The organism is Pseudomonas sp. P5_A2_2, assembly GCF_054177685.1.
On the sequence record NZ_JBGCUL010000005.1, the window covers coordinates 34949 to 60720 of the forward strand.

Below are 25772 nucleotides of genomic sequence, written 5' to 3' on the forward strand. Positions count from 1 at the left end.
TTCATCTTCAATCGACGGGGCGCGCAAGGCGCCCCGCGTCATAAACGGGCGGCGTGATGCTGAACAAATATCCTCTGTGGAAATACATTCTGATCCTGGCGGTGCTGGCGGTCGGTCTGATTTATTCCGCTCCCAATCTTTATCCTGATGACCCGGCCATTCAGGTCAGCGGTGCCAGCACGGCGCTGCAGGTCAATCAGGCTGATCTGGACCGTGTGAGCGCTGCGCTCAAGGAATCCGGGATCAACGTCAAGGCTGCCACCCTGGCTGCCGGCGGCAAGGGCGGGCTGATTCGCCTGACCAAGGCTGAAGACCAGCTGCCGGCCAAGGACGTCGTACGCAAGGCATTGGGTGATGACTACGTCGTCGCGCTGAACCTGGCACAAACCACCCCGCAATGGCTGCGCAACCTCGCTGCGCACCCGATGAAGCTGGGTCTGGACTTGTCCGGTGGTGTGCACTTCCTGCTGGAAGTGGACATGGAAAAAGCCCTCGACGCACGCCTGAAAGTCTACGAAGGCGACGTCAAGAGCCTGCTGCGTAAAGAGAAGCTGCGCTATCGCAGCCTGCCGCAACTGGGCGGTGCCATCCAGCTGGGCTTCGCTGATGAAGACAGCCGCGAACAGGCTCGTTCGATCATCCGCAAGAACTTCAACGATTTCGACATTGTTCCGGCCGACCTCAATGGTCAACCGGTGCTGCGTCTGGCGATGACCCCGGCCAAGCTGGCGGAAATCCGTGAATACTCCATCAAGCAGAACTTGACCACGGTACGTAACCGCGTCAACGAGCTGGGTGTTGCCGAACCGATCGTTCAGCGCCAGGGCGCCAACCGCATTGTGGTTGAGCTGCCAGGCGTGCAGGACACCGCCGAAGCCAAGCGTATCCTCGGCAAGACGGCCAACCTGGAGTTCCGTCTGGCTGCCGAGCCGGGTGCTTCGAAAGCCACTTCCGAGGAATTCGAGTTCCGTGAGGGCAAGCGTCCTCCTGCGCTGATCGAACGTGGCCTGATCATCACCGGTGACCAGGTGACTGACGCCAAGGCTGGCTTCGGCGAGCACGGCACGCCGGAAGTGAACATTCGTCTGGACGGTCACGGCGGCGAGTTGATGAACCGTGCGACCCGTTCGAACGTGGGTCGCAGCATGGCGGTGATCTTCATCGAGCAGCGTCCGATCACCACTTACACCAAGCAGATGGTCAACGGCGTCGAGAAAGACGTGCCGGTTCAGACCTTCAAGGAAGAGAAGAAGATCATCAGCCTGGCGACCATCCAGTCGCCGCTGGGTGCGCAGTTCCGCATTACCGGCCTGAACGGCCAGGGCGAATCGTCCGAACTGGCGCTGCTGCTGCGTGCCGGTGGTCTGGCTGCACCGATGTACTTCGCTGAAGAGCGCACCATCGGCCCAAGCCTGGGTGCCGACAACATCACCAAGGGTATCGATGCATCGCTGTGGGGCATGCTGTTCGTCTCGCTGTTCATCATGGCCATCTACCGCTTCTTCGGCCTGATCGCCACCGTCGCTCTGGCGGTGAACATGGTGATGCTGCTGGCCCTGATGTCGCTGCTGGGTGCAACGCTGACCCTGCCGGGTATCGCCGGTATCGTGTTGACCATGGGTATGGCGGTCGACGCCAACGTACTGATCTTCTCGCGGATCCGTGAAGAGATCGCCGCCGGCATGACCGTGCAGCGCGCAATCAATGAAGGCTTCGGCCGGGCATTCACCGCGATTCTCGACGCCAACCTGACCACCTTGCTGGTCGGCGGCATCCTCTTTGCGATGGGCACCGGCCCGGTCAAGGGCTTCGCAGTGACTATGTCCCTCGGGATCTTTACCTCGATGTTCACGGCCATCATGGTGACCCGCGCGATGGTCAACCTGATCTTCGGCGGTCGTGACTTCAAGAAGTTGTGGATTTAAGGGGCTGCCATGTTACGTACAATCAACTTCATGGGCGTTCGCAACTTTGCGTTCGGCGTCACATTGTTCCTTACCGCACTGGCAATATTCAGTGTCTTCCATAAGGGCATGAACTGGGGTCTGGACTTCACCGGCGGTACGCTCATCGAGCTGACCTACGAGCGTCCGGCCGATGTCACCAAGGTGCGTGAGCAACTGGTGACCGCGGGTTATCACGAAGCCATCGTGCAGAACTTCGGTGCAACTACCGACCTGCTGGTGCGCATGCCTGGCGAAGACCCGCAACTGGGGCACCAGGTAGCCGAAGCCTTGCAGAAGGTGGGCGGCGAGAACCCGGCGACGGTCAAGCGTGTCGAGTTCGTCGGCCCGCAGGTGGGTGAAGAGCTGCGCGACCAGGGCGGCCTCGGCATGCTGATGGCGCTGGGCGGTATCCTGATCTACCTGGCTTTCCGCTTTCAGTGGAAGTTTGCGGTCGGCGCGATCGTGTCCCTGATCCACGACGTTATCGTGACTGTCGGTATCCTGTCGTTCTTCCAGATCACCTTCGACCTGACGGTGCTGGCAGCGGTACTGGCGATCATCGGTTACTCGCTCAACGACACCATCGTGGTATTCGACCGGGTTCGCGAGAACTTCCGTGTACTGCGCAAGGCCAGCCTGATCGAGAACATCAACATCTCGACCACGCAAACCCTGCTGCGGACCATGGCGACTTCGATCTCCACCTTGTTGGCGATCGCGGCCCTGCTGTTCTTCGGCGGCGACAACCTGTTCGGTTTCTCCATCGCCCTGTTCATCGGTGTTCTGGCGGGTACTTACTCGTCGATCTACATCGCGAACGTGGTGCTGATCTGGCTGAACCTGAGCACCGAGGATCTGATTCCTCCGGCCAATACCGAGAAGGAAGTCGACGACCGTCCTTGAGGGAGCAATCCTTAAGCGGTGTCATCCAAAAAGGCGCGAGTTGAACTCGCGCCTTTTTTTGTGCTCCAAGGCAGGGAGAAGCGCGGACACGTTCCGCATGTGATGGTCCAGGAGGTTCATGTGAACAAGTCGATGCTGGTTGGTGCTGTACTGGGTGCTGTCGGTGTAACTGCCGGGGGTGCTGTGGCCACCTACAGCCTGGTTAAAAGCGGCCCAGAGTACGCACAAGTACTCGCCGTTGAGCCGGTCAAGACACAAATCAAGACTCCACGTGAAGTATGCAAGGATGTAACGGTCACCCGGCAGGCGCCGGTGAAAGATCAACATCAGATCGCCGGTACGGTGGTCGGTGCATTGGCAGGTGGTCTGCTGGGTAACCAGATTGGTGGCGGTACCGGCAAGAAGATCGCCACGGTCGCGGGCGCTGTCGGTGGTGGTTACGCCGGCAACAAGGTGCAGGAAGGCATGCAAGAGCGTGATACCTACACCACCACCCAGACCCGCTGTAACACGGTTAACGACATCAGTGACAAGGTTGTAGGTTACGACGTGCGGTATTCGCTGGACGGCAAGGAAGGCAAAGTGCGCATGGATCGTGATCCAGGCAACCAGATTCCGGTGGATAAGGAAGGCAAGCTGATCTTGTCGGAGAATCAGGCGGCCCAGTGATCTGCTGATGTTGGATAAAAAAGAAGCACCCTGCGGGGTGCTTTTTTTGTGTGCGCGATTTATGCATCACCGCTAACCCTCTGTGGGAGCGAGCTTGCTCGCGATGACGGTGTCACATTCAGCATATGAGGTGACAGTTACATCGCTATCGCGAGCAAGCTCGCTCCCACAGGGGTTTGTGGTGTTTTGAAGGGCAAATTCCAGGCATAAAAAAAGCACCCCGAAGGGTGCTTTCTCTGTCGCTGGAAGCTTAGCGCTTCAGCGAGGCCGGCAGGTGCGGCTGGATCGCCGTCAGCACTGCCTTGAAGCATTTGGTGTTGCCGGCAACGACGTGGCCTTTCTCAAGGAAGTCGTGACCGCCGGTGAAGTCGCTCACCAAACCGCCGGCTTCCTGGATCAGCAGGGCGCCTGCAGCCATGTCCCACTCGGACAGGCCCGACTCCCAGAAGGCGTCGAAACGGCCGGCGGCCACGTAGGCCAGGTCCAGGCTCGCGGAACCTGCGCGGCGGATGCCGGCGGTCTGGCCAACCAGGGCGCGGAACATGCCCAGGTAGTTGTCGAGGTTGTCCATCTGGTCGTCACGGAACGGGAAGCCGGTACCCAGCAGGGCGCCGTCCAGGCTGGTGCGGCCGCTGACGCGCAGGCGACGACCGTTCAGTTGAGCACCGCGACCACGGCTGGCGGTGAATTCTTCCTGGCGAACCGGGTCGAGAACAACGGCGTGTTCCAGGCGGCCACGGTATTTGCAGGCGATGCTGACAGCGAAATGAGGAATGCCGCGCAGGAAGTTGGTGGTGCCGTCCAGCGGATCGATGATCCACAGGTACTCTTCGCCTTCGATGCCGGTGCCGGCGTGCATGCCGGTTTCTTCACCCATGATCGAGTGATTCGGGTAGGCCTTGCGCAGTGCATCGATGATTTTCTGTTCGGCAGCGCGATCCACCTCGGATACGTAATCCTTGGCGTCTTTTTCGTCGACCTTGATGGTATCCAGGCGCTCGATGGAGCGGAAGATCAATTCACTGGCGCTGCGGGCGGCGCGCAGCGCGATATTCAGCATGGGCTGCATGGATGTGTCACCTAAGGTTGTTAAAGAAAGCCGGGCATTCTATCAGAAAGTTTCTACAGGAGAAGGACGACGTTCGCTTTCATGGCTTAACGGTAGCCAGCGCTGTAAGATTCCGCTCCCGATTATCGTGTTCGAGAGCGCCTCCCTTGCTGCAAAACATTCGTGTCGTCCTGGTCAATACCAGCCATCCGGGCAATATCGGCGGGGCTGCGCGTGCCATGAAGAACATGGGGCTGTCGCGGCTGGTGCTGGTCGAGCCTCGTCTGTTCCCGCATCACGAGGCCGATGCCCGTGCCTCCGGTGCCGGTGACATCCTTGAAAACGCGCAAGTCGTCGCCACCTTGGAAGATGCCTTGGTCGGCTGCAATCTGGTGCTCGGTACCAGTGCCCGCGACCGGCGCATTCCCTGGCCGCTGCTCGATCCCCGCGAATGCGGAACGAAAGTGGTTGAGGAGGCCGGGCAGGGCGCCCAAATCGCCCTGGTGTTCGGTCGTGAAGACTCCGGCCTGACCAATGAAGAGCTGCAGCGATGTCATTATCACGTGCACATTCCATCAGACCCTGAGTTCAGCTCGCTGAACCTTGGGGCGGCGGTGCAGGTGTTGAGCTATGAAGTGCGCATGTCCTGGCTGGCCGCCCAAGGTCAGCCGAGCAAGGTCGAGAAGGAAGAAGTGGCCTCGGTGAAAAGCGCTGAGCTTGCGACCATGGATGAGCTGGAGCGATTCTATGAGCACCTGGAGCAGACCCTGGTGGCCATCGAGTTCCTCGACCCGGAAAAGCCACGGCACTTGATGGCGCGCCTGCGCCGGTTGTACGGACGCAGCTCGGTCAGCCGGGCGGAAATGAATATTTTGCGTGGCATCCTCACGGAAACCCAGAAAGCGGCCCGTGGTGAGCTACTAAACCGGAAGGATTAATGATGTTCGAGCGTTTGCGTGAAGATATCCAGAGCGTATTCCACCGAGACCCGGCGGCGCGTAACGCTTTTGAAGTCCTGACCTGCTACCCCGGCATGCATGCCATCTGGATTCACCGTTTGTCGGCGATGCTGTGGCACATGGACCTGAAATGGCTGGCGCGGCTGGTGTCGAACTTCGGTCGCTGGTTGACCGGGATCGAGATTCATCCGGGCGCCAAGGTGGGGCGTCGCTTCTTCATTGACCATGGCATGGGCATCGTCATCGGTGAAACCGCCGAAATTGGCGATGACGTGACTATTTATCAGGGTGTGACCCTCGGTGGTACCAGCTGGAACAAGGGCAAGCGCCACCCGACGCTGGGTGATGGTGTCGTTGTCGGTGCCGGCGCCAAGGTGCTTGGCCCGTTCACTGTTGGTGCGGGTGCGAAGGTCGGCTCCAACGCCGTGGTGACCAAAGAGGTGCCACCGGGCGCCACTGTGGTGGGGATTCCGGGGCGGATCATCGTCAAACCCGACGAAGAGCAGGACGCCAAGCGCAAGGCCATGGCCGAGAAGATCGGTTTTGATGCCTACGGCGTGACTGAAGATATGCCTGACCCGGTGGCTCGCGCCATTAACCAGTTGCTCGATCACCTGCAGGCGGTCGATGGTCGTCTGGAGGGCATGTGCGGGGCGTTGAAAGATCTGGGCAGCAATTACTGTGCGAAAGATCTGCCTGAGCTGCGCGAAGAAGATTTCGCCTGTGTGAAGGACAAGGATCAGAGTCAGGCCAGTTAAACCGAGTTGACCTTATCGCGAGCAGGCTCACTCCTACATTTGAAATGCGTTTCCCTGTAGGAGTGAGCCTGCTCGCGATGAACGATGACTCGGTACTGCTGGCTGTTCTCAGCCAGCCTTTGCTATGATGCTGCCGCTCTTTTGCGGGTAAACCTGACTAAAGTACTAGGTCTTATAGTTGACTTAAATACTCGGGAATTGCATACTCGCCTCATTCCGAACTCCGTGGTAATTGTCCATGCGACTGACTACAAAAGGCCGATACGCCGTGACCGCCATGCTTGACCTGGCGTTGCACGCGCAGCACGGGCCCGTGTCCCTGGCCGATATCTCCGAGCGCCAAGGCATCTCCCTGTCCTACCTCGAACAGCTTTTCGCCAAGCTGCGCCGCAGCAATCTGGTGTCCAGCGTGCGTGGTCCGGGCGGTGGCTACCAATTGTCCCGCGATATGCAGGGCATCCAGGTCGCCCAGGTGATCGATGCAGTGAACGAATCGGTCGATGCAACCAAATGCCAGGGGCAGGGTGATTGCCATTCCGGCGACACTTGCCTGACTCACCACTTGTGGTGCGATCTGAGCCTGCAGATTCACGAATTTCTGAGCGGTATCAGCTTGGCTGACCTTGTGACTCGCCGTGAGGTGCAAGAAGTAGCCCAGCGTCAGGACCAGCGCCGTTGCAACAGCAAGGTGCCACGCCTGGACAAGATTGAAGCGTCCGCCGTCGAATGACAGCCGAAGAGCTAGCGGCACGCCAGCCAGCCTGATTTAGGAGATAGTCCATGAAATTGCCGATTTACCTTGATTACTCTGCGACCACCCCGGTTGATCCGCGTGTCGCGCAAAAAATGAGTGAATGCCTGCTGGTCGACGGAAACTTCGGTAACCCGGCGTCCCGTTCCCACGTGTTCGGCTGGAAAGCCGAAGAGTCCGTCGAAAACGCCCGTCGTCAGGTCGCCGACCTGGTCAACGCCGATCCGCGTGAAATCGTCTGGACCTCCGGTGCCACCGAATCCGACAACCTGGCAATCAAGGGTGCGGCGCATTTCTATGCCACCAAGGGCAAACACCTGATCACCACCAAGATTGAGCACAAGGCTGTCCTGGACACCATGCGCCAACTGGAGCGTGAAGGTTTTGAAGTGACCTACATCGAGCCTCGCACTGACGGCCTGGTGACCCCGGAGATGATCGAAGCCGAACTGCGCGACGACACCATCCTGGTTTCGGTCATGCACGTGAACAACGAAATCGGCACCGTCAACGACATCGCAGCGATCGGCGAACTGACCCGTTCCAGGGGCATTCTGTTCCACGTCGACGCCGCTCAGTCCACTGGCAAGGTCGAGATTGACCTTTCGAAGCTGAAAGTCGACATGATGTCGTTCTCCGCCCACAAGACCTACGGTCCTAAAGGCATCGGCGCCCTGTACGTAAGCCGCAAGCCGCGCGTACGTATCGAAGCGACCATGCACGGTGGCGGCCACGAGCGCGGCATGCGTTCCGGCACCCTGGCGACCCACCAGATCGTTGGCATGGGCGAGGCTTTCCGCGTAGCCAAGGAAGACATGGCTGCCGAGAACGCGCGCATCAAGGCGTTGAGCGACCGTTTCTACAAGCAGGTCGAGCACCTGGAAGAGCTGTACGTCAACGGCAGCATGACCGCCCGCGTTCCGCACAACCTGAACCTGAGCTTCAACTACGTTGAAGGCGAGTCGCTGATCATGGCGCTCAAGGATCTGGCGGTATCGTCCGGTTCGGCCTGCACCTCGGCATCGCTTGAGCCTTCGTACGTACTGCGCGCCCTGGGCCGCAACGACGAACTGGCACACAGCTCGATCCGTTTCACCTTCGGCCGTTTCACTACCGAAGAAGAAATCGACTACGCCGCGCAGAAAGTCTGCGAGGCCGTTACCAAGCTGCGCGCTCTGTCGCCGCTGTGGGATATGTACAAAGACGGTGTCGACATTTCGAAAATCGAGTGGGCGGCACACTGATTTCAAGTCGCCGCGAACCAGCCCTGCTCACGATGGTGACGGGGCTCAAAGAGCGACTCTCTGATGAGTGAGGATTGAGAATCATGGCTTACAGCGAAAAGGTCATCGACCACTACGAAAACCCGCGCAACGTCGGCAAGATGGACGCGGAAGATCCTGATGTCGGCACCGGCATGGTCGGCGCTCCGGCGTGCGGCGACGTGATGCGCCTGCAGATCAAGGTCAACGACGCCGGCATCATCGAAGATGCCAAGTTCAAGACTTACGGCTGCGGTTCGGCTATCGCTTCCAGCTCCCTCGCCACCGAGTGGATGAAGGGCAAGACCCTGGACGAAGCAGAAACCATCAAGAACACTCAGCTGGCTGAAGAGCTGGCCCTGCCGCCAGTGAAAATTCACTGCTCGGTACTCGCTGAAGACGCCATCAAGGCGGCTGTTCGCGATTACAAGCAGAAGAAAGGCTTGATCTGATTTTCGAGTTTTGGCGACGAGTAAGGAGTCACCGATGGCTATCAGCATGACAGAAGCGGCTGCTCGACACGTGCGGCGCTCCCTCGACGGGCGCGGCAAAGGTGAAGGGATTCGTCTGGGTGTTCGCACCACAGGCTGTTCCGGCCTTGCCTACGTGCTGGAGTTTGTCGACGAGGTGGTTGCAGAGGACCAGGTGTTCGAAAGTCACGGCGAAAAAGTGATCATCGACCCGAAGAGCCTGGCTTACCTGGACGGCACCGAGCTCGATTTCGTCAAGGAAGGGTTGAACGAAGGCTTCAAGTTCAACAACCCCAACGTGCGCGGTGAATGTGGCTGCGGCGAAAGCTTCAACATCTGAGGCTTGTCGTGGGTACTCCTTGTCATTTCGCTTTATTTGAGCTGCAACCGAGTTTCGATCTGGACCTCGATCAGCTGGCTACGCGCTACCGTGAGTTGGCGCGCAGCGTTCATCCGGACCGCTTTGCCGACGCTTCCGAGCGTGAGCAGCGGCTGGCCCTGGAGCAATCGGCGAGCCTCAACGAGGCCTACCAGACGCTCAAGAGTCCGCCCAAGCGCGCGCGCTACCTGCTCGCCCTGAATGGGGGCGAGTTGCCGCTGGAGGTCACGGTGCATGATCCGGAGTTCCTGTTGCAACAGATGGAGTTGCGCGAAGAGCTCGAAGACCTGCAGGACAGCGCCGACCTCAATGGCGTTGCCGTCTTCAAGCGTCGCCTGAAGGTTGCCCAGGATGAACTGAACCAAAGCTTCGCAGCTTGCTGGAACGATACCGCGCAACGTGAACGGGCCGAACGCCTGATGCGGCGCATGCAGTTCCTCGACAAGCTCACCTACGAAGTGCGCCAGTTAGAAGAGCGCCTCGACGATTAACCCAGTGCCGCTCCGGTCGCACGCCTGATATACAGATAAGTCCTGATAACGATGGCCCTACTGCAGATCGCCGAACCCGGCCAAAGTCCTCAACCGCACCAGCGTCGTCTGGCTGTGGGGATCGACTTGGGCACTACCAATTCGCTGGTCGCTGCATTGCGCAGTGGTCTTTCCGAGCCACTTGCCGACGCAGAAGGGCGGGTTATCCTGCCGTCTGCCGTGCGCTACCACGCCGATCGCGTCGAGGTTGGCGAATCCGCCAAGCTGGCCGCCGCCACCGATCCGTTGAACACCGTGCTGTCGGTCAAGCGCTTGATGGGTCGTGGTCTGTCCGACGTCAAGCAGCTGGGTGATCAGTTGCCGTACCGCTTTGTCGATGGCGAGTCGCACATGCCGTTCATCGACACGATCCAGGGCCCGAAAAGCCCGGTCGAGGTGTCCGCCGATATCCTCAAGGTTCTGCGTCAGCGCGCCGAAGCGACCTTGGGTGGTGAATTGGTGGGGGCGGTCATCACCGTTCCGGCCTATTTCGACGACGCTCAACGTCAAGCTACCAAGGATGCGGCCAAGCTGGCCGGTCTGAACGTGCTGCGTTTGCTCAACGAGCCGACCGCCGCCGCTGTGGCTTACGGTCTGGATCAGCACGCCGAAGGCCTGGTCGCGATTTACGACCTGGGCGGCGGCACCTTCGATATTTCGATTCTGCGCCTGACCGGCGGTGTCTTCGAAGTTTTGGCCACTGGCGGCGACAGCGCCTTGGGTGGCGATGACTTCGACCACGCGATCGCTGGCTGGATCATCGAGAGCGCTGGCCTGTCCGCCGATCTCGACCCGGGCGTGCAACGCAACCTGCTGCAGACTGCTTGTGCGGCAAAAGAAGCGCTGACCAACTCTGCGACCGTCGAAGTCGCTTATGGCGACTGGAAGGCTGAACTCACTCGTGAAGCCTTCAATGCGCTGATCGAGCCGATGGTTGCCCGCAGCCTGAAAGCCTGCCGCCGTGCGGTGCGTGATTCCGGGATCGAACTGGAAGACGTGCTTGCCGTGGTCATGGTCGGTGGTTCGACGCGCGTACCTCGCGTTCGCGAAGCCGTCGCCGAAGCCTTCGGCCGTGAGCCGTTGACTGAAATCGACCCGGATCAAGTGGTAGCGATTGGCGCTGCGATCCAGGCCGATACCCTGGCCGGTAACAAGCGCGATGGCAGCGAATTGCTGCTACTGGATGTGATTCCGTTGTCCCTGGGGCTGGAAACCATGGGCGGCCTGATGGAGAAGGTGATTCCGCGCAACACCACCATCCCCGTTGCCCGCGCCCAGGACTTCACCACTTATAAAGACGGCCAGTCGGCCATGGCGATTCACGTGTTGCAGGGTGAGCGCGAGCTGATCAGCGACTGTCGCTCCCTGGCTCGCTTCGAGCTGCGCGGGATTCCGGCGATGGTGGCTGGCGCAGCGAAGATTCGCGTGACCTTCCAGGTCGATGCCGACGGTCTGCTCAGCGTTTCCGCCCGCGAACTGGGTTCGGGCGTCGAGGCCAGCATCCAGGTCAAGCCGTCCTACGGCCTGACCGACGGCGAAATCGCCAAGATGCTCAAGGATTCGTTCCAGCACGCCAATGACGACAAGGTTGCCCGCGTATTGCGCGAGCAACAGGTCGACGCCCAGCGCCTGATCGAAGCGGTACAGGCTGCTCTGGAGGCTGATGGCGAGCGCTTGCTCGACGCCGACGAGCGCATGGTCATCGACCTGCAGGTGCAGGAACTGAGCGAGCTGATGAAAGGTACCGATGGTTACGCCATCGAGCAGCAGACCAAGCGTCTGTCGCAAGTGACCGACGCCTTTGCCGCCCGCCGCCTGGATTCGACGGTGAAAGCCGCGCTGGCGGGGCGCAACCTGAATGAGATTGAGGAATAACGATGCCGCAGGTCATTTTTCTGCCACACGAAAAGTTTTGCCCGGAAGGCATGGTCGTGGAGGCTGAGACGGGTATTTCCATCCTCGAGCTGGCCCATGAGCACCATATCGAGATGGAAAGTGCCTGTGGCGGCGTCTGCGCCTGCACCACCTGTCACTGCATCATCCGCGAGGGTTTCGACTCGCTGGAAGAGGCTGACGAGCTGGAAGAGGACTATCTTGACAAGGCATGGGGGCTCGAAGCTCAATCGCGCCTGGGTTGCCAGGCCAAGGTCGGCACCGAAGACCTGACCGTCGAGATTCCGAAGTACTCGCTCAATCACGCAGCCGAAGCAGCGCACTGATTCAAGGAATTGTCATGAAACTCAAGTGGACTGATGTGCTGGAGATCGCGATCCAGCTGGCTGAAAGCAAGCCCGACGTGGACCCTATGTCGGTCAACTTCGTCGATCTGCGTAAATGGGTGATGGAATTGCCCGATTTCGACGATATGCCTGAGCATTGTGGCGAGAAGATCCTGGAGGCCATTCAGGCCCACTGGATCGAAGAACGCGACTGAGCCACGCTGCAGGTTAGGCAATACCCGAGAACCCGCGTATAATTCGCGGGTTTAATTTTTCGTAAATTACCGTTTCTGGAGTTACACCATGGCTGTTCAACGTACTTTCTCCATCATCAAGCCTGACGCAGTTGCAAAAAACGTTATCGGCGAGATCACCACTCGTTTCGAAAAAGCTGGCCTGCGCGTTGTAGCTTCGAAACTGAAGCAACTGTCCAAAGCCGAAGCTGAAGGCTTCTACGCTGAGCACAGCGCTCGTGGTTTCTTCAACGACCTGGTTGCTTTCATGATCTCCGGTCCGGTTGTCGTTCAGGTTCTGGAAGGCGAAAACGCTATCGCTCTGAACCGTGAGCTGATGGGTGCTACCAACCCTAAAGAAGCTGCTGCCGGCACCATCCGTGCTGACTTCGCTGACTCCATCGACGCCAACGCTGTTCACGGTTCGGACTCCGAAGCCGCTGCCGCTCGCGAAATCGCATACTTCTTCGCAGCTACTGAAGTAACCACTCGCTAAGCATTGGCTTAAGAGTGAAGGTGAATCCATGACTACATCGACTGTAAAAACTAACCTGCTGGGTCTGACTCAGCTGGAAATGGAAAAATTCTTCGACTCAATCGGGGAGAAGCGTTTCCGTGCCGGTCAGGTAATGAAATGGATTCACCACTTTGGTGTCGATGATTTCGATGCCATGACGAACGTCAGCAAGGCCTTGCGCGAAAAGCTCAAGACTGTTGCCGAGGTCCGTGGTCCGGAAGTGGTCAGCGAGGACATCTCCAGCGACGGCACCCGCAAGTGGGTGGTGCGCGTGGCGTCCGGCAGCTGCGTCGAGACCGTATACATTCCCCAGGGCAAACGCGGCACCTTGTGCGTTTCGTCCCAGGCAGGCTGTGCCCTGGATTGCAGTTTCTGCTCCACCGGCAAGCAAGGTTTCAATAGCAACCTCACCGCCGCCGAAGTCATCGGCCAGGTGTGGATTGCCAACAAATCCTTTGGCAGCGTCCCGGCAACCGTCGACCGTGCCATCACCAACGTGGTGATGATGGGCATGGGTGAGCCGCTGCTGAACTTCGACAACGTCGTCGCGGCCATGCATTTGATGATGGACGACCTGGGCTACGGCATTTCCAAGCGCCGTGTGACCCTGTCGACCTCTGGCGTGGTGCCGATGATCGATGAGCTCTCCAAGCACATCGACGTCTCCCTGGCGTTGTCCCTGCACGCACCCAATGACGCATTGCGTAACCAATTGGTGCCGATCAACAAGAAGTATCCGCTTAAGATGCTGCTCGAGTCGTGCCAGCGCTATATGTCGAATCTCGGCGAAAAGCGCGTGCTGACCATCGAATACACCTTGCTCAAAGACATCAATGACAAGGTCGAGCACGCGGTGGAAATGATCGAGCTGCTCAAGAACATCCCGTGCAAGATCAACCTGATCCCGTTCAACCCGTTCCCGCACTCCGGGTACGAGCGTCCGAGCAACAACGCCATTCGTCGTTTTCAGGATCAGCTTCACCATGCAGGTTTCAATGTCACCGTCCGCACCACCCGTGGTGAAGACATCGACGCCGCATGTGGTCAATTGGTAGGGCAGGTGCTGGATCGCACCCGTCGCAGCGAACGTTACATCGCCGTGCGTGAGTTGAACGCCGACAGCGATCTGGCGACGAACGCTGCGAACAATAACTAAGAGAGGATCTCTATGTCCCTGCGCTTTGCGCTGCTTTTGTTGTTGGCCAGCCTGTGTGCTGGCTGCGTGCTTTCGGGTGACTACAACCCGATGAAGACCAGCAAGGGCCGCGATGAAGCGCGTGAGGCGTACGTTCAGTTGGGTATCGGGTATTTGCAACAAGGCATGACCGAGCGCGCCAAGGTTCCGCTGAAGAAAGCGTTGGAGCTGGATGGCTCCGACCCGGATGCCAATGCGGCACTGGGGCTGGTGTTCCAGGCCGAGATGGAACCTGCACTTGCCGACGAGCATTTTCGCAAGGCACTGTCTTCCCGTCCCGCCGATGCACGAATCCTCAATAACTACGGCAGTTTTCTGTTCGAGCAGAAACGTTACAAGGAAGCCTACGAGCGCTTTGAACAAGCCGCCGCCGATACACTGTATCCTGAGCGTTCGCGGGTGTTCGAGAACCTGGGCATGACCGCTGCAATGCTCGGTCAGCGTGATCTGGCCCTGCAGCAACTGGAAAAAGCCCTGCGCCTGAACCGCCAACAACCTCGTGCATTGCTGGAAATGGCTGAGTTGTCTTACGAAGACAGGCATTATGTGCCCGCGCGTGATTATTACGACCGTTTTAGCCAGCTCTCCGAACAAAATGCACGTAGTCTGTTGCTCGGCGTTCGGCTGGCAAAAGTGTTCGAAGACCGCGACAAGGCCGCAAGCAAAGGCCTGCAACTAAAAAGACTCTATCCCGGTACGCCGGAATATCAGCAATACCTGTCGGAGCAATGATGAAAGCGGCGCATCCTGAAGTTGTAGCAGCGAATCGCGTTAACCCCGGTGAGATTTTGCGCCAGGCCCGCGAAAGCAATGGCTGGTCGCTGGCCGAAGTGGCCCTCAAGCTCAACCTCACCACCACTTCCCTGAGCAATCTGGAAGCCGGCGCTTTCGACAAGTTGCCCGGGCATACTTTTGCCCGTGGTTATATCCGTACCTATGCCAAATTGCTCGGCATGGACCAGGCCGTACTGGTCAAGCAATTCGATCAATCCACCGGTACCGACTCCCAGGGCAGCAGTGTTCACAGTCTGGGTCGTATCGAAGAGCCGGTCCGGGTTTCCCACACCATCCTGCGAATCGTCAGCCTGCTGTTGCTGATCGCGGTGATCGGTGGCGGTTTCGTCTGGTGGCAGGATCAGACCTCGATGCGTACCAAGGACCTGATCGGGCTGGTTCCGGAACACGTTGAAGTCGAAGGCGCCGACGGTACTACGCAGATTCATCCGCTGGACGAGCCGGAAGACCAGGCCGTCGTGGAAGGTCAGACCGAAGGCGGAACCGTCCTCGTGCTGCCACAGGCCGACACTCCGGCTGAAGTGCCGGCGGATGCTCAGGCGACTGCGCCGGCCGTCCCTGCTGCGCCGGCAACACCAGCCGCACCCGCTCACAATCCGGCGCCAGTTGTCGCGGCGCCAGTGACGCCGGCGGTGCCTGCCGTCCCGGCCCCGGTCGTGACTGCTCCGGCAGCCCCGAGCGCTCCTGCTCCAGCGGTAACCGCGCCAGTGGCCGGTCAAGGCCAGGTCAAGGTGCAGTTCACCGCCGATTGCTGGACACAAGTGACCGACGGTAGCGGCAAGGTGCTGTTCAGCGGTCTCAAACGCAAAGGCGACAGCCTGGCAGTCAATGGTAAACCACCGTTTACCGTGCGTCTGGGCTTTGCCCGCGGCGCTCAGGTCAGCTACAACGGCCAGCCGGTTGATGTCGCTCCGTTCACCAGTGGCGAGACTGCTCGCCTGAAGTTGGGTCAATAAGTCATGCACGGCGAATCTCCAATCAAACGTCGCGAATCCCGCAAGATCTGGGTCGGTAACGTGCCTGTTGGCGGCGATGCACCTATCGCTGTGCAGAGCATGACCAACAGCGACACCAACGATGTCGCGGCCACTGTCGCGCAAATCAATCGTCTGGAAGCGGCCGGCGTCGATATCGTGCGGGTCTCCGTACCGGACATGGACGCCGCCGAAGCCTTCGGCAAGATCAAGCAGCTTGTCAAAGTACCCTTGGTTGCCGACATTCACTTCGACTACCGGATCGCTCTACGCGTAGCTGAACTGGGTGTCGATTGCCTGCGGATCAACCCGGGCAACATCGGCCGCGAAGACCGCGTGCGTGCGGTGGTGGATGCCGCCCGTGACCGCGGGATCCCGATCCGTATCGGCGTGAACGCCGGTTCCCTGGAAAAGGACCTGCAAAAGAAATACGGCGAGCCGACCCCGGCTGCACTGGTCGAGTCTGCCTTGCGTCACGTCGAGCACCTTGAGCGCCTGAACTTCCAGGATTTCAAGGTCAGTGTGAAAGCCTCCGACGTGTTCATGGCCGTCGAAGCGTACCGCCTGCTGGCCAAGGAAATCGTCCAGCCGCTGCACCTGGGCATCACTGAAGCCGGTGGTTTGCGTTCCGGCACGGTGAAATCTGCCGTGGGCCTCGGTATGCTGCTCGCCGAAGGGATTGGCGATACTATCCGCATCTCGCTGGCGGCCGACCCGGTCGAGGAAGTGAAAGTCGGCTACGACATTCTCAAATCCCTGCACCTGCGTTCCCGTGGCATCAACTTCATCGCCTGCCCGAGCTGCTCGCGGCAGAATTTCGATGTGGTCAAGACCATGAACGAGCTGGAAGGGCGCCTCGAAGACTTGCTGGTACCGCTGGATGTCGCGGTCATCGGTTGCGTGGTCAACGGTCCGGGCGAAGCCAAGGAAGCCCATATTGGCTTGACCGGTGGCACGCCGAACCTGATTTACATCGACGGCAAGCCGTCGCAGAAACTGACGAATGACAATCTGGTGGATGAGCTTGAACGCTTGATCCGCCAGAAAGCGGCCGAAAAGGTCGAAGCTGACGCTGCCGTTATTGCGCGCGGCTAAGCCTGGCTAAAAAGAGCCGAACGAATTAAGGAATTTTTGTGAGCAAGTCTCTGCAAGCCATTCGTGGCATGAACGACATCCTGCCCGAACAGACCCCCCTGTGGCGTCATTTCGAAGGCACCGTTTCGCGGCTGCTGGATAACTACGGTTACAAGCAGATCCGCATGCCGATCGTCGAGTTCACCGAACTGTTCAAGCGTTCCATCGGTGAAGTGACCGACATCGTCGAAAAAGAGATGTACACCTTCGACGACCGCAACGGCGACTCCCTGACCCTGCGCCCTGAAGGCACGGCGGCCTGTGTGCGCGCAGTGCTGGAACACGGCATCACCGGCGGTGGCCAGGTTCAGAAGCTCTGGTACATCGGCCCGATGTTCCGCCACGAGCGTCCGCAGAAAGGCCGTTATCGCCAGTTCCACCAGATCGGCGTGGAGGTGTTCAACCTCGACGGTCCGGACATCGACGCCGAGCTGATCGTGCTGACCTGGCGCCTGTGGGGCGAACTGGGCATCCGCGATGCGGTAAAACTCGAGCTCAACAGCCTGGGTACCAGCGAATCCCGTGGTCGTTATCGCGAAGCACTGGTCGAGTTCCTCTCGGCGCACATGGACAAGCTCGACGAAGACAGCCAGCGTCGCCTGAAAACCAACCCGCTGCGGGTTCTTGATACCAAGAACGCCGATACCCAGGCGGTATTGGTCGATGCGCCGAAAATGGCCGACTACCTCGACGAAGAATCCCGCGTGCATTTCGAGGGCCTCAAGGCTCGCCTGGACGCTGCCGGCATTCCTTACGTGATCAACCCGAAGCTGGTTCGCGGGCTGGATTACTACAGCAAGACCGTTTTCGAGTGGGTCACCGACAAGCTCGGCGCCCAGGGCACCGTATGTGCCGGTGGCCGTTACGACGGTCTGGTGGAGCAGATGGGCGGCAAGCCGACCGCCGGCGTTGGTTTTGCCATGGGCATCGAACGCCTGGTGCTGTTGCTGGAAACCCTGGAGCAGATCCCGCAAGAGATCTCCCGTCAGGTCGACGTCTACCTCTGCGCCTTCGGTGAAGCCGCCGAGCTCGCCGGCCTGACCCTGGCAGAGCGCGTTCGTGATCAGTTGCCCAACCTGCGCCTGCAAGTGAATGCCGGCGCCGGCAGTTTCAAAAGCCAGTTCAAGAAAGCCGACAAGAGCGGCGCGCTGTATGCGCTGATCCTCGGTGACGACGAAATGGCCCGGCAAGTGGTAGGTTTCAAACCCCTGCGTGGCCAGGGCGAACAACAAAGCATTGCCTGGGATGCGCTTGCCGCTCACCTGGCCACCTGCGTCGTGCAGGGTTGAAGCTGTCTAAACAGCCGAATTAGCGATTAAGGAGTATTGGGGTGTCGAGTACCGAAGACGAACATGTGGCGGAATTGAAGGAATGGTGGTCACGCAACGGTAAGCCCCTGGTCACTGGCGGCCTGTTGGCGCTGGTCATCGTGTTCGGCTGGCAGGCGTTCCACAAGTATCAGAGCAATCAGTCGCAAGGCGCCTCGATGCTCTATCAGCAATTGCTCGAAACCACGCTGACGCCTGACGGCAAGCCTGATGCGGCCCGTGTTTCGGACCTGGCCCGCAAGCTCAACAGCGAGTTCGGCGGCAGCGCCTACGCGCAGTACGGCAGCCTGTTCGTGGCCAAGGTTGCGGTCGACAGCGGCAAGCTGGACGACGCTGCCAGCGAGCTCAAAGCCATTGTCGACAAACCGGCCAACCCGGCGCTGGGCGAAATCGCCCGTCAGCGTCTGGCCCAGGTACTCGGCGCGCAGAACAAGGCCGACGAAGCACTGAAGCTGCTCGAAGGCGATGCCGACAAGGCATTCCTGGCCACTCGCGAAGAGCTCAAGGGCGACCTGCTGGTGCAGTTGGGTCGTACCGATGAGGCGAGCGCGGCGTATCAAAAAGCCAAGGCGGCACTGTCGGATGAAGCGGCGGTCGGTGGCCTGCAAATCAAGCTGGACGACCTGGCCAAAGGGGATGCGTGACGTGATTCGTTGGAAACATGCAGCATTGCTGGCCCTGGCCTTGTTGGCCGCGGGTTGCAGCAGCAACAGCAAAAAAGAATTGCCTCCGGCCGAACTGGTCGACTTCAAGGAAGAAGTGGTTCTGCACAAGCAGTGGAGCCGTTCGATCGGTGACGGTCAGGGCGAAACCTACAACATGCTGGTTCCGGCCATCGATGGCGATACCATCTATGCTGCCGACGTCACTGGCGTGTTGATGGCGATGGACCGCAACACGGGCGACGTCAAGTGGAAGAAAGATCTCGAGCTGCCTGTCTCCGGCGCCGTTGGCGTAGGTTACGGTCTGGTCACCATCGGTACGCTCAAGGGTGAAATCGTTGCCCTGGACGCTATCAACGGTGAAGAGAAGTGGCGCGCTCGCGTGTCCAGCGAAGTGCTGGCTCCGCCAGCCAACAACGGTGACGTTGTGGTGGTTCAGACTCAGGATGATCGCCTGATCGGCCTGGATGCCTCCACCGGTAACCGTCGCTGGATCTATGACAGCACGCCTGCGGTACTGACCCTGCGTGGTACCAGTGCGCCGATCGTGACCAACCGCCTCGCGGTGGCTGGCCTGTCGACCGGTAAAGTGGTTGCCGTGGATATCTCCAACGGCGTACCGGTGTGGGAGCAGCGCGTAGCGATCCCGCAAGGTCGTTCGGAGCTGGAGCGTGTGGTCGATATCGACGGTGGCTTGCTGCTGTCGGGCGAGACGCTGTATGTCGCCAGCTATCAGGGGCGCGTTGCCGCTCTGGACCTGCAAAGCGGCCGTCAGCTCTGGCAGCGTGATGCTTCCAGCTACTCCGGTGTCGCCCAGGGTCTGGGCACCGTTTATGTGAGCCTGTCTTCGGGCACCGTTGAAGGCGTCGACGAGCGTTCCACCACAGCCTTGTGGAGCAACGATTCGCTGGCCCGTCGTCAACTGTCGGCCCCGGAAGTGTTCTCCAGCTACGTTGCAGTCGGTGACCTGGAAGGTTACCTGCACCTGCTGAGTCAGGTGGACGGTCGTTTCGTCGGCCGCGAGCGCATCGACAGCGACGGCCTGCGTGCCCGTCCGCTGGTGATGGGTGACACGATTTATGTATATGGCAACAGCGGCAAACTGGAAGCCCTGACCATCAAGTAACGACTATGCTTGGGGTTAACCCCCCAGGCGGCTCCGGTTTACCGGGGTTTGCAGCGCTTTCAGGCGCTGCCCCGAGCACCAGCCGCTGCCACGCAGCGGCTTTTGTATTTTCTGAAATAACGAAGTGGAGAGCCGCATGGTTCCCGTAATCGCCCTGGTGGGCCGACCAAACGTCGGCAAGTCCACCTTGTTCAACCGCCTGACCAGGACTCGTGATGCCATCGTCGGCGACTTGTCCGGTCTGACCCGTGATCGCCAGTACGGTGAGGCCAAGTGGCAAGGGCGTTCCTACATTCTGGTCGACACCGGTGGTATCTCCGGTGACGAGCACGGTATGGACGAAAAAATGGCCGAGCAATCGCTGCTGGCCATTGAAGAAGCGGATGTCGTGCTGTTCCTGGTAGATGCCAAGGCCGGTTTTACCGCCGCCGACCAGATGATCGCCGAGCATTTGCGCAAACGTAACAAGCGTTCCTATGTGGTTGCCAACAAGGTCGACAACATCGACCCTGAAATGGCCCGCGCCGAATTCGCTCCGTTGGGCATGGGACACGCGATCCCGATCGCTGGCGCTCATGGTCGTGGCATTACTCAGATGCTGGAAATCGCCCTGAGCGAATTCCCGAAAGACGAAGAAGAGCCGGAAGAAGGCGAGGAAGAAGACGTCGCCGAAGGCGAGGAAGCCAAGCGCATTCCTGGCCCAAGCGAAAAAGACGGGATCAAGATCGCGATCATCGGCCGTCCGAACGTCGGCAAGTCGACCCTGGTCAACCGCATGCTCGGCGAAGACCGGGTCATCGTCTATGACCAACCCGGTACCACCCGCGACAGTATCTACATCCCGTTCGAGCGTAATGACGAGAAGTACACGCTGATCGACACMGCCGGTGTGCGCAAGCGCGGCAAGATCCACGAAGAAGTCGAAAAGTTCTCCGTGGTCAAAACCCTGCAAGCGATCAAAGACGCCAACGTGGTGATCTTCGTGATGGACGCCCGCGAAGGCGTGGTGGACCACGACCTCAACCTGCTGGGCTTTGCCCTCGAGGCCGGTCGTGCATTGGTCATCGCGATCAACAAGTGGGACGGCATGACGCCAAGCGAGCGCGACTTCGTCAAGATCGAGTTGCAGCGTCGCCTGTTCTTCGTCGAGTTTGCCGATATTCACTTTATCTCGGCACTGCACGGCACCGGCGTGGGCAACCTCTACGCCTCGGTACAGAACTCGTTCAAATCCGCAGTAACCCGCTGGCCGACCAACCGCCTGACCCAGATCCTGGAAGATGCAGTCGGTGAGCACGCCCCTCCGATGGTCAACAACCGCCGGATCAAGCTGCGTTACGCCCACTTGGGTGGTGCGAACCCGCCGATCATCGTGATTCACGGTAACCAGATCGAGAAGGTGCCGAAGTCTTACGTTCGTTACCTGGAAAACACTTACCGTCGTGTCCTGAAGCTGGTCGGTACGCCGATCCGCATCGAGTTCAAGGGTGGCGAGAACCCGTACGAAGGCAACAAGAACACGCTCACCGACCGTCAGGTCAACAAGAAGCGTCGCTTGATGTCGCACCACAAGAAAGCCGACAAGAAGCGCCGCGACAAGAAGTGATTCATCACTTCATGTAGGAGCTCGGCGATAAGAAGGGTGCTCACCAGAGCGCCCTTTTTTTATGGGCGCCGTTTGGGCTATCCTCGGACTCCCCCGCGCCGCCGTAGAGCCGGGTGTAGAGCAGGGAACCACCGATGATCACCAGCAAGCTGCCGAATGTCGGCATCACTATCTTCACTCAGATGTCTCAGCTCGCGGCACAGACCGGCGCGCTCAATCTGTCCCAGGGCTTCCCCGATTTCGCTGCCCCGCAGGCCCTGTGCGATGCGGTCGGCCGGCATATCGCCAGCGGCCATAACCAATATTCGCCAATGACCGGGCTGCCGGTGTTGCGTCAGCAGATCGCGGCGAAGATCGCCCGCAGCTATGGTGTCAAGGTCGATGCCGATAACGAAGTGACGGTCACCCCCGGTGCGACCCAGGCGATCTTTTGCGCCATCCAGGCAGTTATCCACAGCGGTGACGAAGTCATTGTGTTTGACCCGGCCTACGACAGCTACGAGCCCTCGGTAGAACTGGCCGGCGGTCGTTGTGTACATGTGCAGCTGGGCCTGAACGATTTCAGCATCGACTTCCAGAAGCTCGCCGAGGCAATGAGTCCGCGCACGCGGATGATCATTCTCAACACTCCGCACAACCCTAGTGGTGCGTTGATCAGCCGTGCCGAACTCGACCAGTTGGCAGCGTTGATCCGTGATCGCGATATCTATGTGATCAGCGACGAAGTCTACGAGCACCTGGTGTATGACGGCGTACCCCACGTCAGCGTGCTGGCCCATGAAGAGCTGTATCAGCGTGCATTCGTGGTCAGTTCGTTCGGCAAGACCTACCACGTCACCGGCTGGAAAACCGGCTACGTGATCGCGCCCCCGGCCCTGACGGCGGAATTGCGCAAGGTGCACCAGTACGTCAGTTTCTGCGGCGTGACACCGCTGCAGTATGCCTTGGCCGATTTCATGGCCGAGCATCCTGAACACGTCGAAGAGCTGCCGGACTTCTATCAGGCCAAGCGCGATCTGTTCTGCGATCTGCTGACGCCGTCACGCTTCAGTTTTACTCGCGTGGCCGGTACTTACTTCCAGCTGGTCGATTACTCGCAGATCCGCCCGGACCTCAATGACGTCGAGATGGCCCTGTGGATGACGCGCGAGCATGGCGTGGCGAGTATCCCGATTTCCGTGTTCTACCAGACGCCGCCAGAAGGCCAGCGCCTGGTGCGGCTGTGTTTTGCCAAGCGTGAGGAGACCCTGCGGGAAGCAGCGGAAAAACTATGCGTGATCTGAGTGCATTGTCCAATCTGAACGTGGCGCTGATCCAGACGTCCCTGGCCTGGCACGACCGTCAGGCCAATCTGGAGCATTTCGAGCCACTGCTGGAGCAGGCTCGTGGCGCTGACCTGATCATCCTGCCGGAAATGTTCACTACCGGTTTTTCCATGGAGTCCGAGACCCTCGCTGAAGCGGAAAATGGTCCGACCAGCAAATGGCTGCGTGCTCAGGCGGCGCAACTTGATGCAGTGATTACCGGTAGCGTGATCGTTCAGGCGGCCGATGGCAGCCATCGCAATCGCCTGCTGTGGGCGCGACCGGACGGTGAGGTGCTGCATTACGACAAGCGTCACCTGTTCCGCATGGCCGGTGAGCACAACCACTACACCCCCGGCGAACGCCAGGTGCAGTTCGAGCTCAAGGGCTGGCGCGTGCGACCGCTGATTTGCTACGACCTGCGCTTCCCGGTGTGGAGCCGCGACGCCCAGGACACCGACCTGCTGCTGTACACCGCCAACTGGCCAGGTGCACGGCGCCAGCACTGGAACCGCTTGTTGCCGGCGCGGGCGATCGAGAACCTGTGCTATGTAGCAGCGGTGAACCGCATTGGCACGGATGGCAAAGGCTTTGCGTACACGGGTGACAGTCAGGTGCTGGATTTCCAGGGTGAGACGCTGCTCAGTGCCGGAGAGGCGGACGGGGTGTTCAAGGTGACTTTGGATGCGGTGGAACTGGCGGCGTATCGGCAGCGGTTTCCGGCGAATCTGGATGCCGATACCTTTCAGTTCACCTGAGATTTTTGTTGCCTGATAGACCGCCATCGCGAGCAAGCTCGCTCCCACAGTGGATCGGTGTGAACGCGGACACTGTGGGAGCGAGCTTGCTCGCGATGGGGCTGGGACAGGCAACACAAAACGGACAGGCAAACAAAAAGGCCCCGAGGTTCACACCCCAGGGCCTTTTGCTTTTCGGCTGATGGCTTACGCCGCTTTCGCTTCCGGCTGGCTCAGCGAACGGTTCAGCGCACTGAACAGGGCCTTGAAGCTCGCGGTGGTGATGTTTTCGTCGATGCCGACGCCATGCACCGCGCGCTCGCCGTTCACACGCAGTTCAATGTAGGCCGCGGCCTTGGCATTGGTGCCCGCGCCGATGGCGTGCTCGTTGTAGTCCATGATTTCCACCGGTACCGGCAGGCCGGCCACCAGCGCTTCCAGGGCGCCGTTGCCCTTGCCGCGCCAGTGCAGGTTAGTCTCGCCCTGGCCCTGGCTGGCCACTTCCACTTCAACGGCGCTATGACCGTTTTCCTCCTGCAGGCGATGGCTGACCAGCGCGTACGGGGTGTTGGCCTGCAGGTACTCGCTGTGCAGCAGCGCGTGGATTTGCTGGGCGGTCATTTCCAGGCCGAGGCGGTCGGTTTCACGCTGCACAACTTGGCTGAACTCGATCTGCATGCGACGCGGCAGGCTGATGCCGTATTCCTGTTCCAGGAGGTAGGCGATGCCACCCTTGCCCGACTGGCTGTTGACGCGGATGACCGCCTCGTAGCTGCGGCCGATGTCGGCCGGGTCGATCGGCAGGTACGGTACTTCCCACAACTCGTCCGGTTTCTGCTGGGCGAAGCCCTTGCGGATCGCATCCTGGTGCGAGCCGGAGAACGCGGTATGCACCAGGTCGCCGACGTACGGGTGGCGCGGGTGCACCTGGATCTGGTTGCACTCTTCGACGACTTTGCGCACGCCGTCGATGTCGGAGAAGTCCAGCTCAGGGTTCACGCCCTGGGTGTAGAGGTTCAGGGCCACGGTCACGAGGTCGACGTTACCGGTACGCTCGCCGTTGCCGAACAGGCAGCCTTCGACACGGTCGGCGCCAGCCATCAGGCCCAGTTCGGTGGCAGCAACGCCAGTGCCACGGTCGTTGTGGGTGTGCAGGCTGATGATCACACTGTCACGACGGTTGATGTGACGGCCGAACCATTCGATCTGGTCGGCATAGATGTTCGGGGTCGCGCATTCCACCGTGGCCGGCAGGTTGAGGATCATCTTGTGCTCGGGCGTCGGGTTCCAGACTTCGATCACCGCATCGCAGACTTCCTTGGCGAACTCCAACTCAGTGGCGCTGAAGGTTTCTGGCGAGTATTCGAAGGTCCACTCGGTGTCCGGCTGCTGGGCGGCGTATTTGACGAACAGCTTGGCGGCGTTCACGGCGATGGCCTTGACCCCGTCCTTGTCCTGGTTGAAGACAATGCGGCGGAAGGAAGGGGAGGTCGCGTTGTACAGGTGAACGATGGCTTTCTTCGCGCCGCGCAGGGATTCGAAGGTGCGTTCGATCAGGTCTTCACGGCCCTGGGTCAGCACCTGGATGGTGGTGTCGTCAGGGATGTGGTTGCCTTCGATCAGGGTGCGGACGAAGTCGAAGTCGGTTTGCGAGGCAGCCGGGAACGACGCTTCGATTTCCTTCACGCCGACCTGCACCAGGGTTTTCCAGAAGCGCAGCTTCTTGACCGCGTCCATCGGCTCGATCAGCGACTGGTTGCCGTCACGAAGGTCCGAGCTGCACCAGATCGGCGCGGCGGTGATGGTCTTCGATGGCCAGGTGCGGTCCGGGATGTCGATGGTCGGGAACGCGCGGTATTTCGAAGACGGGTCTTTGAGCATGCTCATCGGGAAATCCTTATTGTCTGGGCCGAAAAAAGGCGGCCTGCCGGTGGATCAAAAGTTCTTGGAGTTACGCTTGGGACGAGGCACCACGATTCAGCCCGGCAGTCGTGCGCTGACAAGGCACAGGCTGCGGTGCTGGCGGAGCTGAATGAGGGTGTGAGAGGTTTTCATGCCTTCAACCCTAACCGCGGGGGTGAAGGTTGGCAAGCAGTCGAAAAAAATTGAGAGGAATACTCGTGAGCGGGTATTTATCGAGATTTTATTGCTGTGAATGGCAGTGTTTGTTTTGTTGTTTGCGCGAGGTTTGAGTGGTGCGCAATTGATGAGGTGACACTGCCGGACTGCTTTCGGTGTCTGTGATATTGCCATCGCGAGCAAGCTCG

The 25772-nt window shown here is 59.7% G+C and carries 26 protein-coding genes; 24 read left to right on the top strand and 2 right to left on the bottom strand.

The features are described from left to right. Positions 1 to 56: 56 nt before the first annotated feature. The 3 genes from secD to ACXRVY_RS01675 all read left to right on the top strand — a co-directional run bounded on the left by secD (position 57) and on the right by ACXRVY_RS01675 (position 3518). The gene (gene secD, locus ACXRVY_RS01665) at positions 57 to 1925 is read left to right on the top strand and encodes a protein translocase subunit SecD (protein ID WP_108216508.1); all 1869 of its coding nucleotides are present in this window, start codon (positions 57 to 59) and stop codon (positions 1923 to 1925) included. A gap of 9 nt (positions 1926 to 1934) precedes the next feature. Continuing rightward, positions 1935 to 2849, top strand: coding sequence for a protein translocase subunit SecF (gene secF / locus ACXRVY_RS01670; protein WP_108216509.1), 915 nt, complete (start codon positions 1935 to 1937; stop codon positions 2847 to 2849). Positions 2850 to 2969: 120 nt separating this feature from the next. Continuing rightward, the gene (locus tag ACXRVY_RS01675; RefSeq protein WP_223460234.1) at positions 2970 to 3518 is read left to right on the top strand and encodes a glycine zipper 2TM domain-containing protein; all 549 of its coding nucleotides are present in this window, start codon (positions 2970 to 2972) and stop codon (positions 3516 to 3518) included. A 250-nt stretch (positions 3519 to 3768) separates the two neighbouring features. On the opposite strand, the gene suhB is transcribed toward ACXRVY_RS01675, so the two are convergent. After that, a complete protein-coding gene (suhB, locus tag ACXRVY_RS01680) occupies positions 3769 to 4587 on the bottom strand; it encodes a type III secretion system regulator SuhB (protein ID WP_007982736.1) in 819 nt (272 codons plus the stop codon). A gap of 146 nt (positions 4588 to 4733) precedes the next feature. Here suhB and trmJ point away from each other — a divergent pair, with 146 nt between their 5' ends. The 21 genes from trmJ to ACXRVY_RS01785 all read left to right on the top strand — a co-directional run bounded on the left by trmJ (position 4734) and on the right by ACXRVY_RS01785 (position 23526). Then, a complete protein-coding gene (trmJ, locus tag ACXRVY_RS01685; protein WP_223460237.1) occupies positions 4734 to 5504 on the top strand; it encodes a tRNA (cytosine(32)/uridine(32)-2'-O)-methyltransferase TrmJ in 771 nt (256 codons plus the stop codon). A 2-nt stretch (positions 5505 to 5506) separates the two neighbouring features. Further along, entirely contained in the window at positions 5507 to 6283 is a 777-nt protein-coding gene (gene cysE, locus ACXRVY_RS01690) for a serine O-acetyltransferase (protein WP_223460239.1), read from the top strand. Between the two features lie 238 nt (positions 6284 to 6521). Next, positions 6522 to 7013: a Fe-S cluster assembly transcriptional regulator IscR gene (gene iscR / locus ACXRVY_RS01695; RefSeq protein WP_007982741.1), complete on the top strand. Its 492-nt coding sequence runs from the start codon at positions 6522 to 6524 to the stop codon at positions 7011 to 7013. 50 nt (positions 7014 to 7063) lie between these two features. Further along, the gene (locus ACXRVY_RS01700) at positions 7064 to 8278 is read left to right on the top strand and encodes an IscS subfamily cysteine desulfurase (protein ID WP_223460241.1); all 1215 of its coding nucleotides are present in this window, start codon (positions 7064 to 7066) and stop codon (positions 8276 to 8278) included. Positions 8279 to 8361: 83 nt separating this feature from the next. Further along, a complete protein-coding gene (iscU, locus tag ACXRVY_RS01705) occupies positions 8362 to 8748 on the top strand; it encodes a Fe-S cluster assembly scaffold IscU (protein ID WP_007974006.1) in 387 nt (128 codons plus the stop codon). A 34-nt stretch (positions 8749 to 8782) separates the two neighbouring features. Next, positions 8783 to 9106, top strand: coding sequence for an iron-sulfur cluster assembly protein IscA (gene iscA / locus ACXRVY_RS01710; protein ID WP_003227904.1), 324 nt, complete (start codon positions 8783 to 8785; stop codon positions 9104 to 9106). A gap of 8 nt (positions 9107 to 9114) precedes the next feature. Further along, positions 9115 to 9636 carry a co-chaperone HscB gene (gene hscB / locus ACXRVY_RS01715; protein WP_223460244.1) on the top strand — a complete coding sequence of 174 codons (522 nt, stop codon included), beginning with the start codon at positions 9115 to 9117 and terminating at the stop codon, positions 9634 to 9636. A 51-nt stretch (positions 9637 to 9687) separates the two neighbouring features. Then, positions 9688 to 11550, top strand: coding sequence for a Fe-S protein assembly chaperone HscA (hscA, locus tag ACXRVY_RS01720; RefSeq protein ID WP_223460246.1), 1863 nt, complete (start codon positions 9688 to 9690; stop codon positions 11548 to 11550). 2 nt (positions 11551 to 11552) lie between these two features. Continuing rightward, the gene (gene fdx / locus ACXRVY_RS01725) at positions 11553 to 11894 is read left to right on the top strand and encodes an ISC system 2Fe-2S type ferredoxin (protein WP_223460248.1); all 342 of its coding nucleotides are present in this window, start codon (positions 11553 to 11555) and stop codon (positions 11892 to 11894) included. A 14-nt stretch (positions 11895 to 11908) separates the two neighbouring features. Next, on the top strand, positions 11909 to 12109 hold the full coding sequence (gene iscX / locus ACXRVY_RS01730; RefSeq protein ID WP_007973999.1) for a Fe-S cluster assembly protein IscX: 201 nt from the start codon (positions 11909 to 11911) through the stop codon (positions 12107 to 12109). Between the two features lie 88 nt (positions 12110 to 12197). Further along, positions 12198 to 12623 (top strand): nucleoside-diphosphate kinase, encoded by a 426-nt coding sequence (gene ndk, locus ACXRVY_RS01735; protein ID WP_007982755.1) that lies wholly within the window; start codon positions 12198 to 12200, stop codon positions 12621 to 12623. A gap of 28 nt (positions 12624 to 12651) precedes the next feature. Beyond that, positions 12652 to 13800: a 23S rRNA (adenine(2503)-C(2))-methyltransferase RlmN gene (rlmN, locus tag ACXRVY_RS01740; RefSeq protein WP_223460250.1), complete on the top strand. Its 1149-nt coding sequence runs from the start codon at positions 12652 to 12654 to the stop codon at positions 13798 to 13800. Between the two features lie 12 nt (positions 13801 to 13812). Then, positions 13813 to 14571 (top strand): type IV pilus biogenesis/stability protein PilW, encoded by a 759-nt coding sequence (pilW, locus tag ACXRVY_RS01745; protein ID WP_223460252.1) that lies wholly within the window; start codon positions 13813 to 13815, stop codon positions 14569 to 14571. Further along, positions 14571 to 15590 (top strand): RodZ domain-containing protein, encoded by a 1020-nt coding sequence (locus ACXRVY_RS01750; protein ID WP_223460254.1) that lies wholly within the window; start codon positions 14571 to 14573, stop codon positions 15588 to 15590. Before pilW ends, ACXRVY_RS01750 begins: the two co-directional genes overlap by 1 nt. Positions 15591 to 15593: 3 nt before the next feature. Beyond that, complete coding sequence (gene ispG / locus ACXRVY_RS01755; RefSeq protein WP_003185136.1) at positions 15594 to 16703, top strand: flavodoxin-dependent (E)-4-hydroxy-3-methylbut-2-enyl-diphosphate synthase; 1110 nt, start codon at positions 15594 to 15596, stop codon at positions 16701 to 16703. Between the two features lie 38 nt (positions 16704 to 16741). Then, entirely contained in the window at positions 16742 to 18031 is a 1290-nt protein-coding gene (gene hisS, locus ACXRVY_RS01760; RefSeq protein WP_223460256.1) for a histidine--tRNA ligase, read from the top strand. A gap of 41 nt (positions 18032 to 18072) precedes the next feature. Further along, a complete protein-coding gene (locus ACXRVY_RS01765) occupies positions 18073 to 18714 on the top strand; it encodes a YfgM family protein (protein ID WP_223460258.1) in 642 nt (213 codons plus the stop codon). After that, complete coding sequence (bamB, locus tag ACXRVY_RS01770; protein ID WP_223460260.1) at positions 18707 to 19858, top strand: outer membrane protein assembly factor BamB; 1152 nt, start codon at positions 18707 to 18709, stop codon at positions 19856 to 19858. Before ACXRVY_RS01765 ends, bamB begins: the two co-directional genes overlap by 8 nt. Positions 19859 to 19994: 136 nt before the next feature. Further along, positions 19995 to 21464, top strand: a complete 1470-nt coding sequence (gene der / locus ACXRVY_RS01775; protein WP_108216525.1) for a ribosome biogenesis GTPase Der — start codon at positions 19995 to 19997, stop codon at positions 21462 to 21464. Between the two features lie 134 nt (positions 21465 to 21598). Further along, the gene (locus ACXRVY_RS01780; RefSeq protein WP_223460262.1) at positions 21599 to 22747 is read left to right on the top strand and encodes a pyridoxal phosphate-dependent aminotransferase; all 1149 of its coding nucleotides are present in this window, start codon (positions 21599 to 21601) and stop codon (positions 22745 to 22747) included. Beyond that, complete coding sequence (locus ACXRVY_RS01785) at positions 22735 to 23526, top strand: amidohydrolase (RefSeq protein ID WP_223460264.1); 792 nt, start codon at positions 22735 to 22737, stop codon at positions 23524 to 23526. The genes ACXRVY_RS01780 and ACXRVY_RS01785 overlap by 13 nt, the downstream gene beginning before the upstream one ends. Positions 23527 to 23712: 186 nt before the next feature. On the opposite strand, the gene leuA is transcribed toward ACXRVY_RS01785, so the two are convergent. Then, positions 23713 to 25392, bottom strand: coding sequence for a 2-isopropylmalate synthase (leuA, locus tag ACXRVY_RS01790; RefSeq protein ID WP_223460266.1), 1680 nt, complete (start codon positions 25390 to 25392; stop codon positions 23713 to 23715). Positions 25393 to 25772: the final 380 nt, after the last annotated feature.

Bases quoted from the DNA above. Each gene is read 5' to 3' on its own strand.
- secD (WP_108216508.1), top strand. From the start codon at position 57: ATGCTGAACAAATATCCTCTGTGGAAATACATTCTGATCCTGGCGGTG.
- secF (WP_108216509.1), top strand. From the start codon at position 1,935: ATGTTACGTACAATCAACTTCATGGGCGTTCGCAACTTTGCGTTCGGC.
- suhB (WP_007982736.1), bottom strand. From the start codon at position 4,587: ATGCAGCCCATGCTGAATATCGCGCTGCGCGCCGCCCGCAGCGCCAGT.
- cysE (WP_223460239.1), top strand. From the start codon at position 5,507: ATGTTCGAGCGTTTGCGTGAAGATATCCAGAGCGTATTCCACCGAGAC.
- iscR (WP_007982741.1), top strand. From the start codon at position 6,522: ATGCGACTGACTACAAAAGGCCGATACGCCGTGACCGCCATGCTTGAC.
- ACXRVY_RS01700 (WP_223460241.1), top strand. From the start codon at position 7,064: ATGAAATTGCCGATTTACCTTGATTACTCTGCGACCACCCCGGTTGAT.
- iscU (WP_007974006.1), top strand. From the start codon at position 8,362: ATGGCTTACAGCGAAAAGGTCATCGACCACTACGAAAACCCGCGCAAC.
- iscA (WP_003227904.1), top strand. From the start codon at position 8,783: ATGGCTATCAGCATGACAGAAGCGGCTGCTCGACACGTGCGGCGCTCC.
- hscA (WP_223460246.1), top strand. From the start codon at position 9,688: ATGGCCCTACTGCAGATCGCCGAACCCGGCCAAAGTCCTCAACCGCAC.
- fdx (WP_223460248.1), top strand. From the start codon at position 11,553: ATGCCGCAGGTCATTTTTCTGCCACACGAAAAGTTTTGCCCGGAAGGC.
- iscX (WP_007973999.1), top strand. From the start codon at position 11,909: ATGAAACTCAAGTGGACTGATGTGCTGGAGATCGCGATCCAGCTGGCT.
- ndk (WP_007982755.1), top strand. From the start codon at position 12,198: ATGGCTGTTCAACGTACTTTCTCCATCATCAAGCCTGACGCAGTTGCA.
- rlmN (WP_223460250.1), top strand. From the start codon at position 12,652: ATGACTACATCGACTGTAAAAACTAACCTGCTGGGTCTGACTCAGCTG.
- pilW (WP_223460252.1), top strand. From the start codon at position 13,813: ATGTCCCTGCGCTTTGCGCTGCTTTTGTTGTTGGCCAGCCTGTGTGCT.
- ACXRVY_RS01750 (WP_223460254.1), top strand. From the start codon at position 14,571: ATGAAAGCGGCGCATCCTGAAGTTGTAGCAGCGAATCGCGTTAACCCC.
- ispG (WP_003185136.1), top strand. From the start codon at position 15,594: ATGCACGGCGAATCTCCAATCAAACGTCGCGAATCCCGCAAGATCTGG.
- bamB (WP_223460260.1), top strand. From the start codon at position 18,707: ATGCGTGACGTGATTCGTTGGAAACATGCAGCATTGCTGGCCCTGGCC.
- ACXRVY_RS01780 (WP_223460262.1), top strand. From the start codon at position 21,599: ATGATCACCAGCAAGCTGCCGAATGTCGGCATCACTATCTTCACTCAG.
- ACXRVY_RS01785 (WP_223460264.1), top strand. From the start codon at position 22,735: ATGCGTGATCTGAGTGCATTGTCCAATCTGAACGTGGCGCTGATCCAG.
- leuA (WP_223460266.1), bottom strand. From the start codon at position 25,392: ATGAGCATGCTCAAAGACCCGTCTTCGAAATACCGCGCGTTCCCGACC.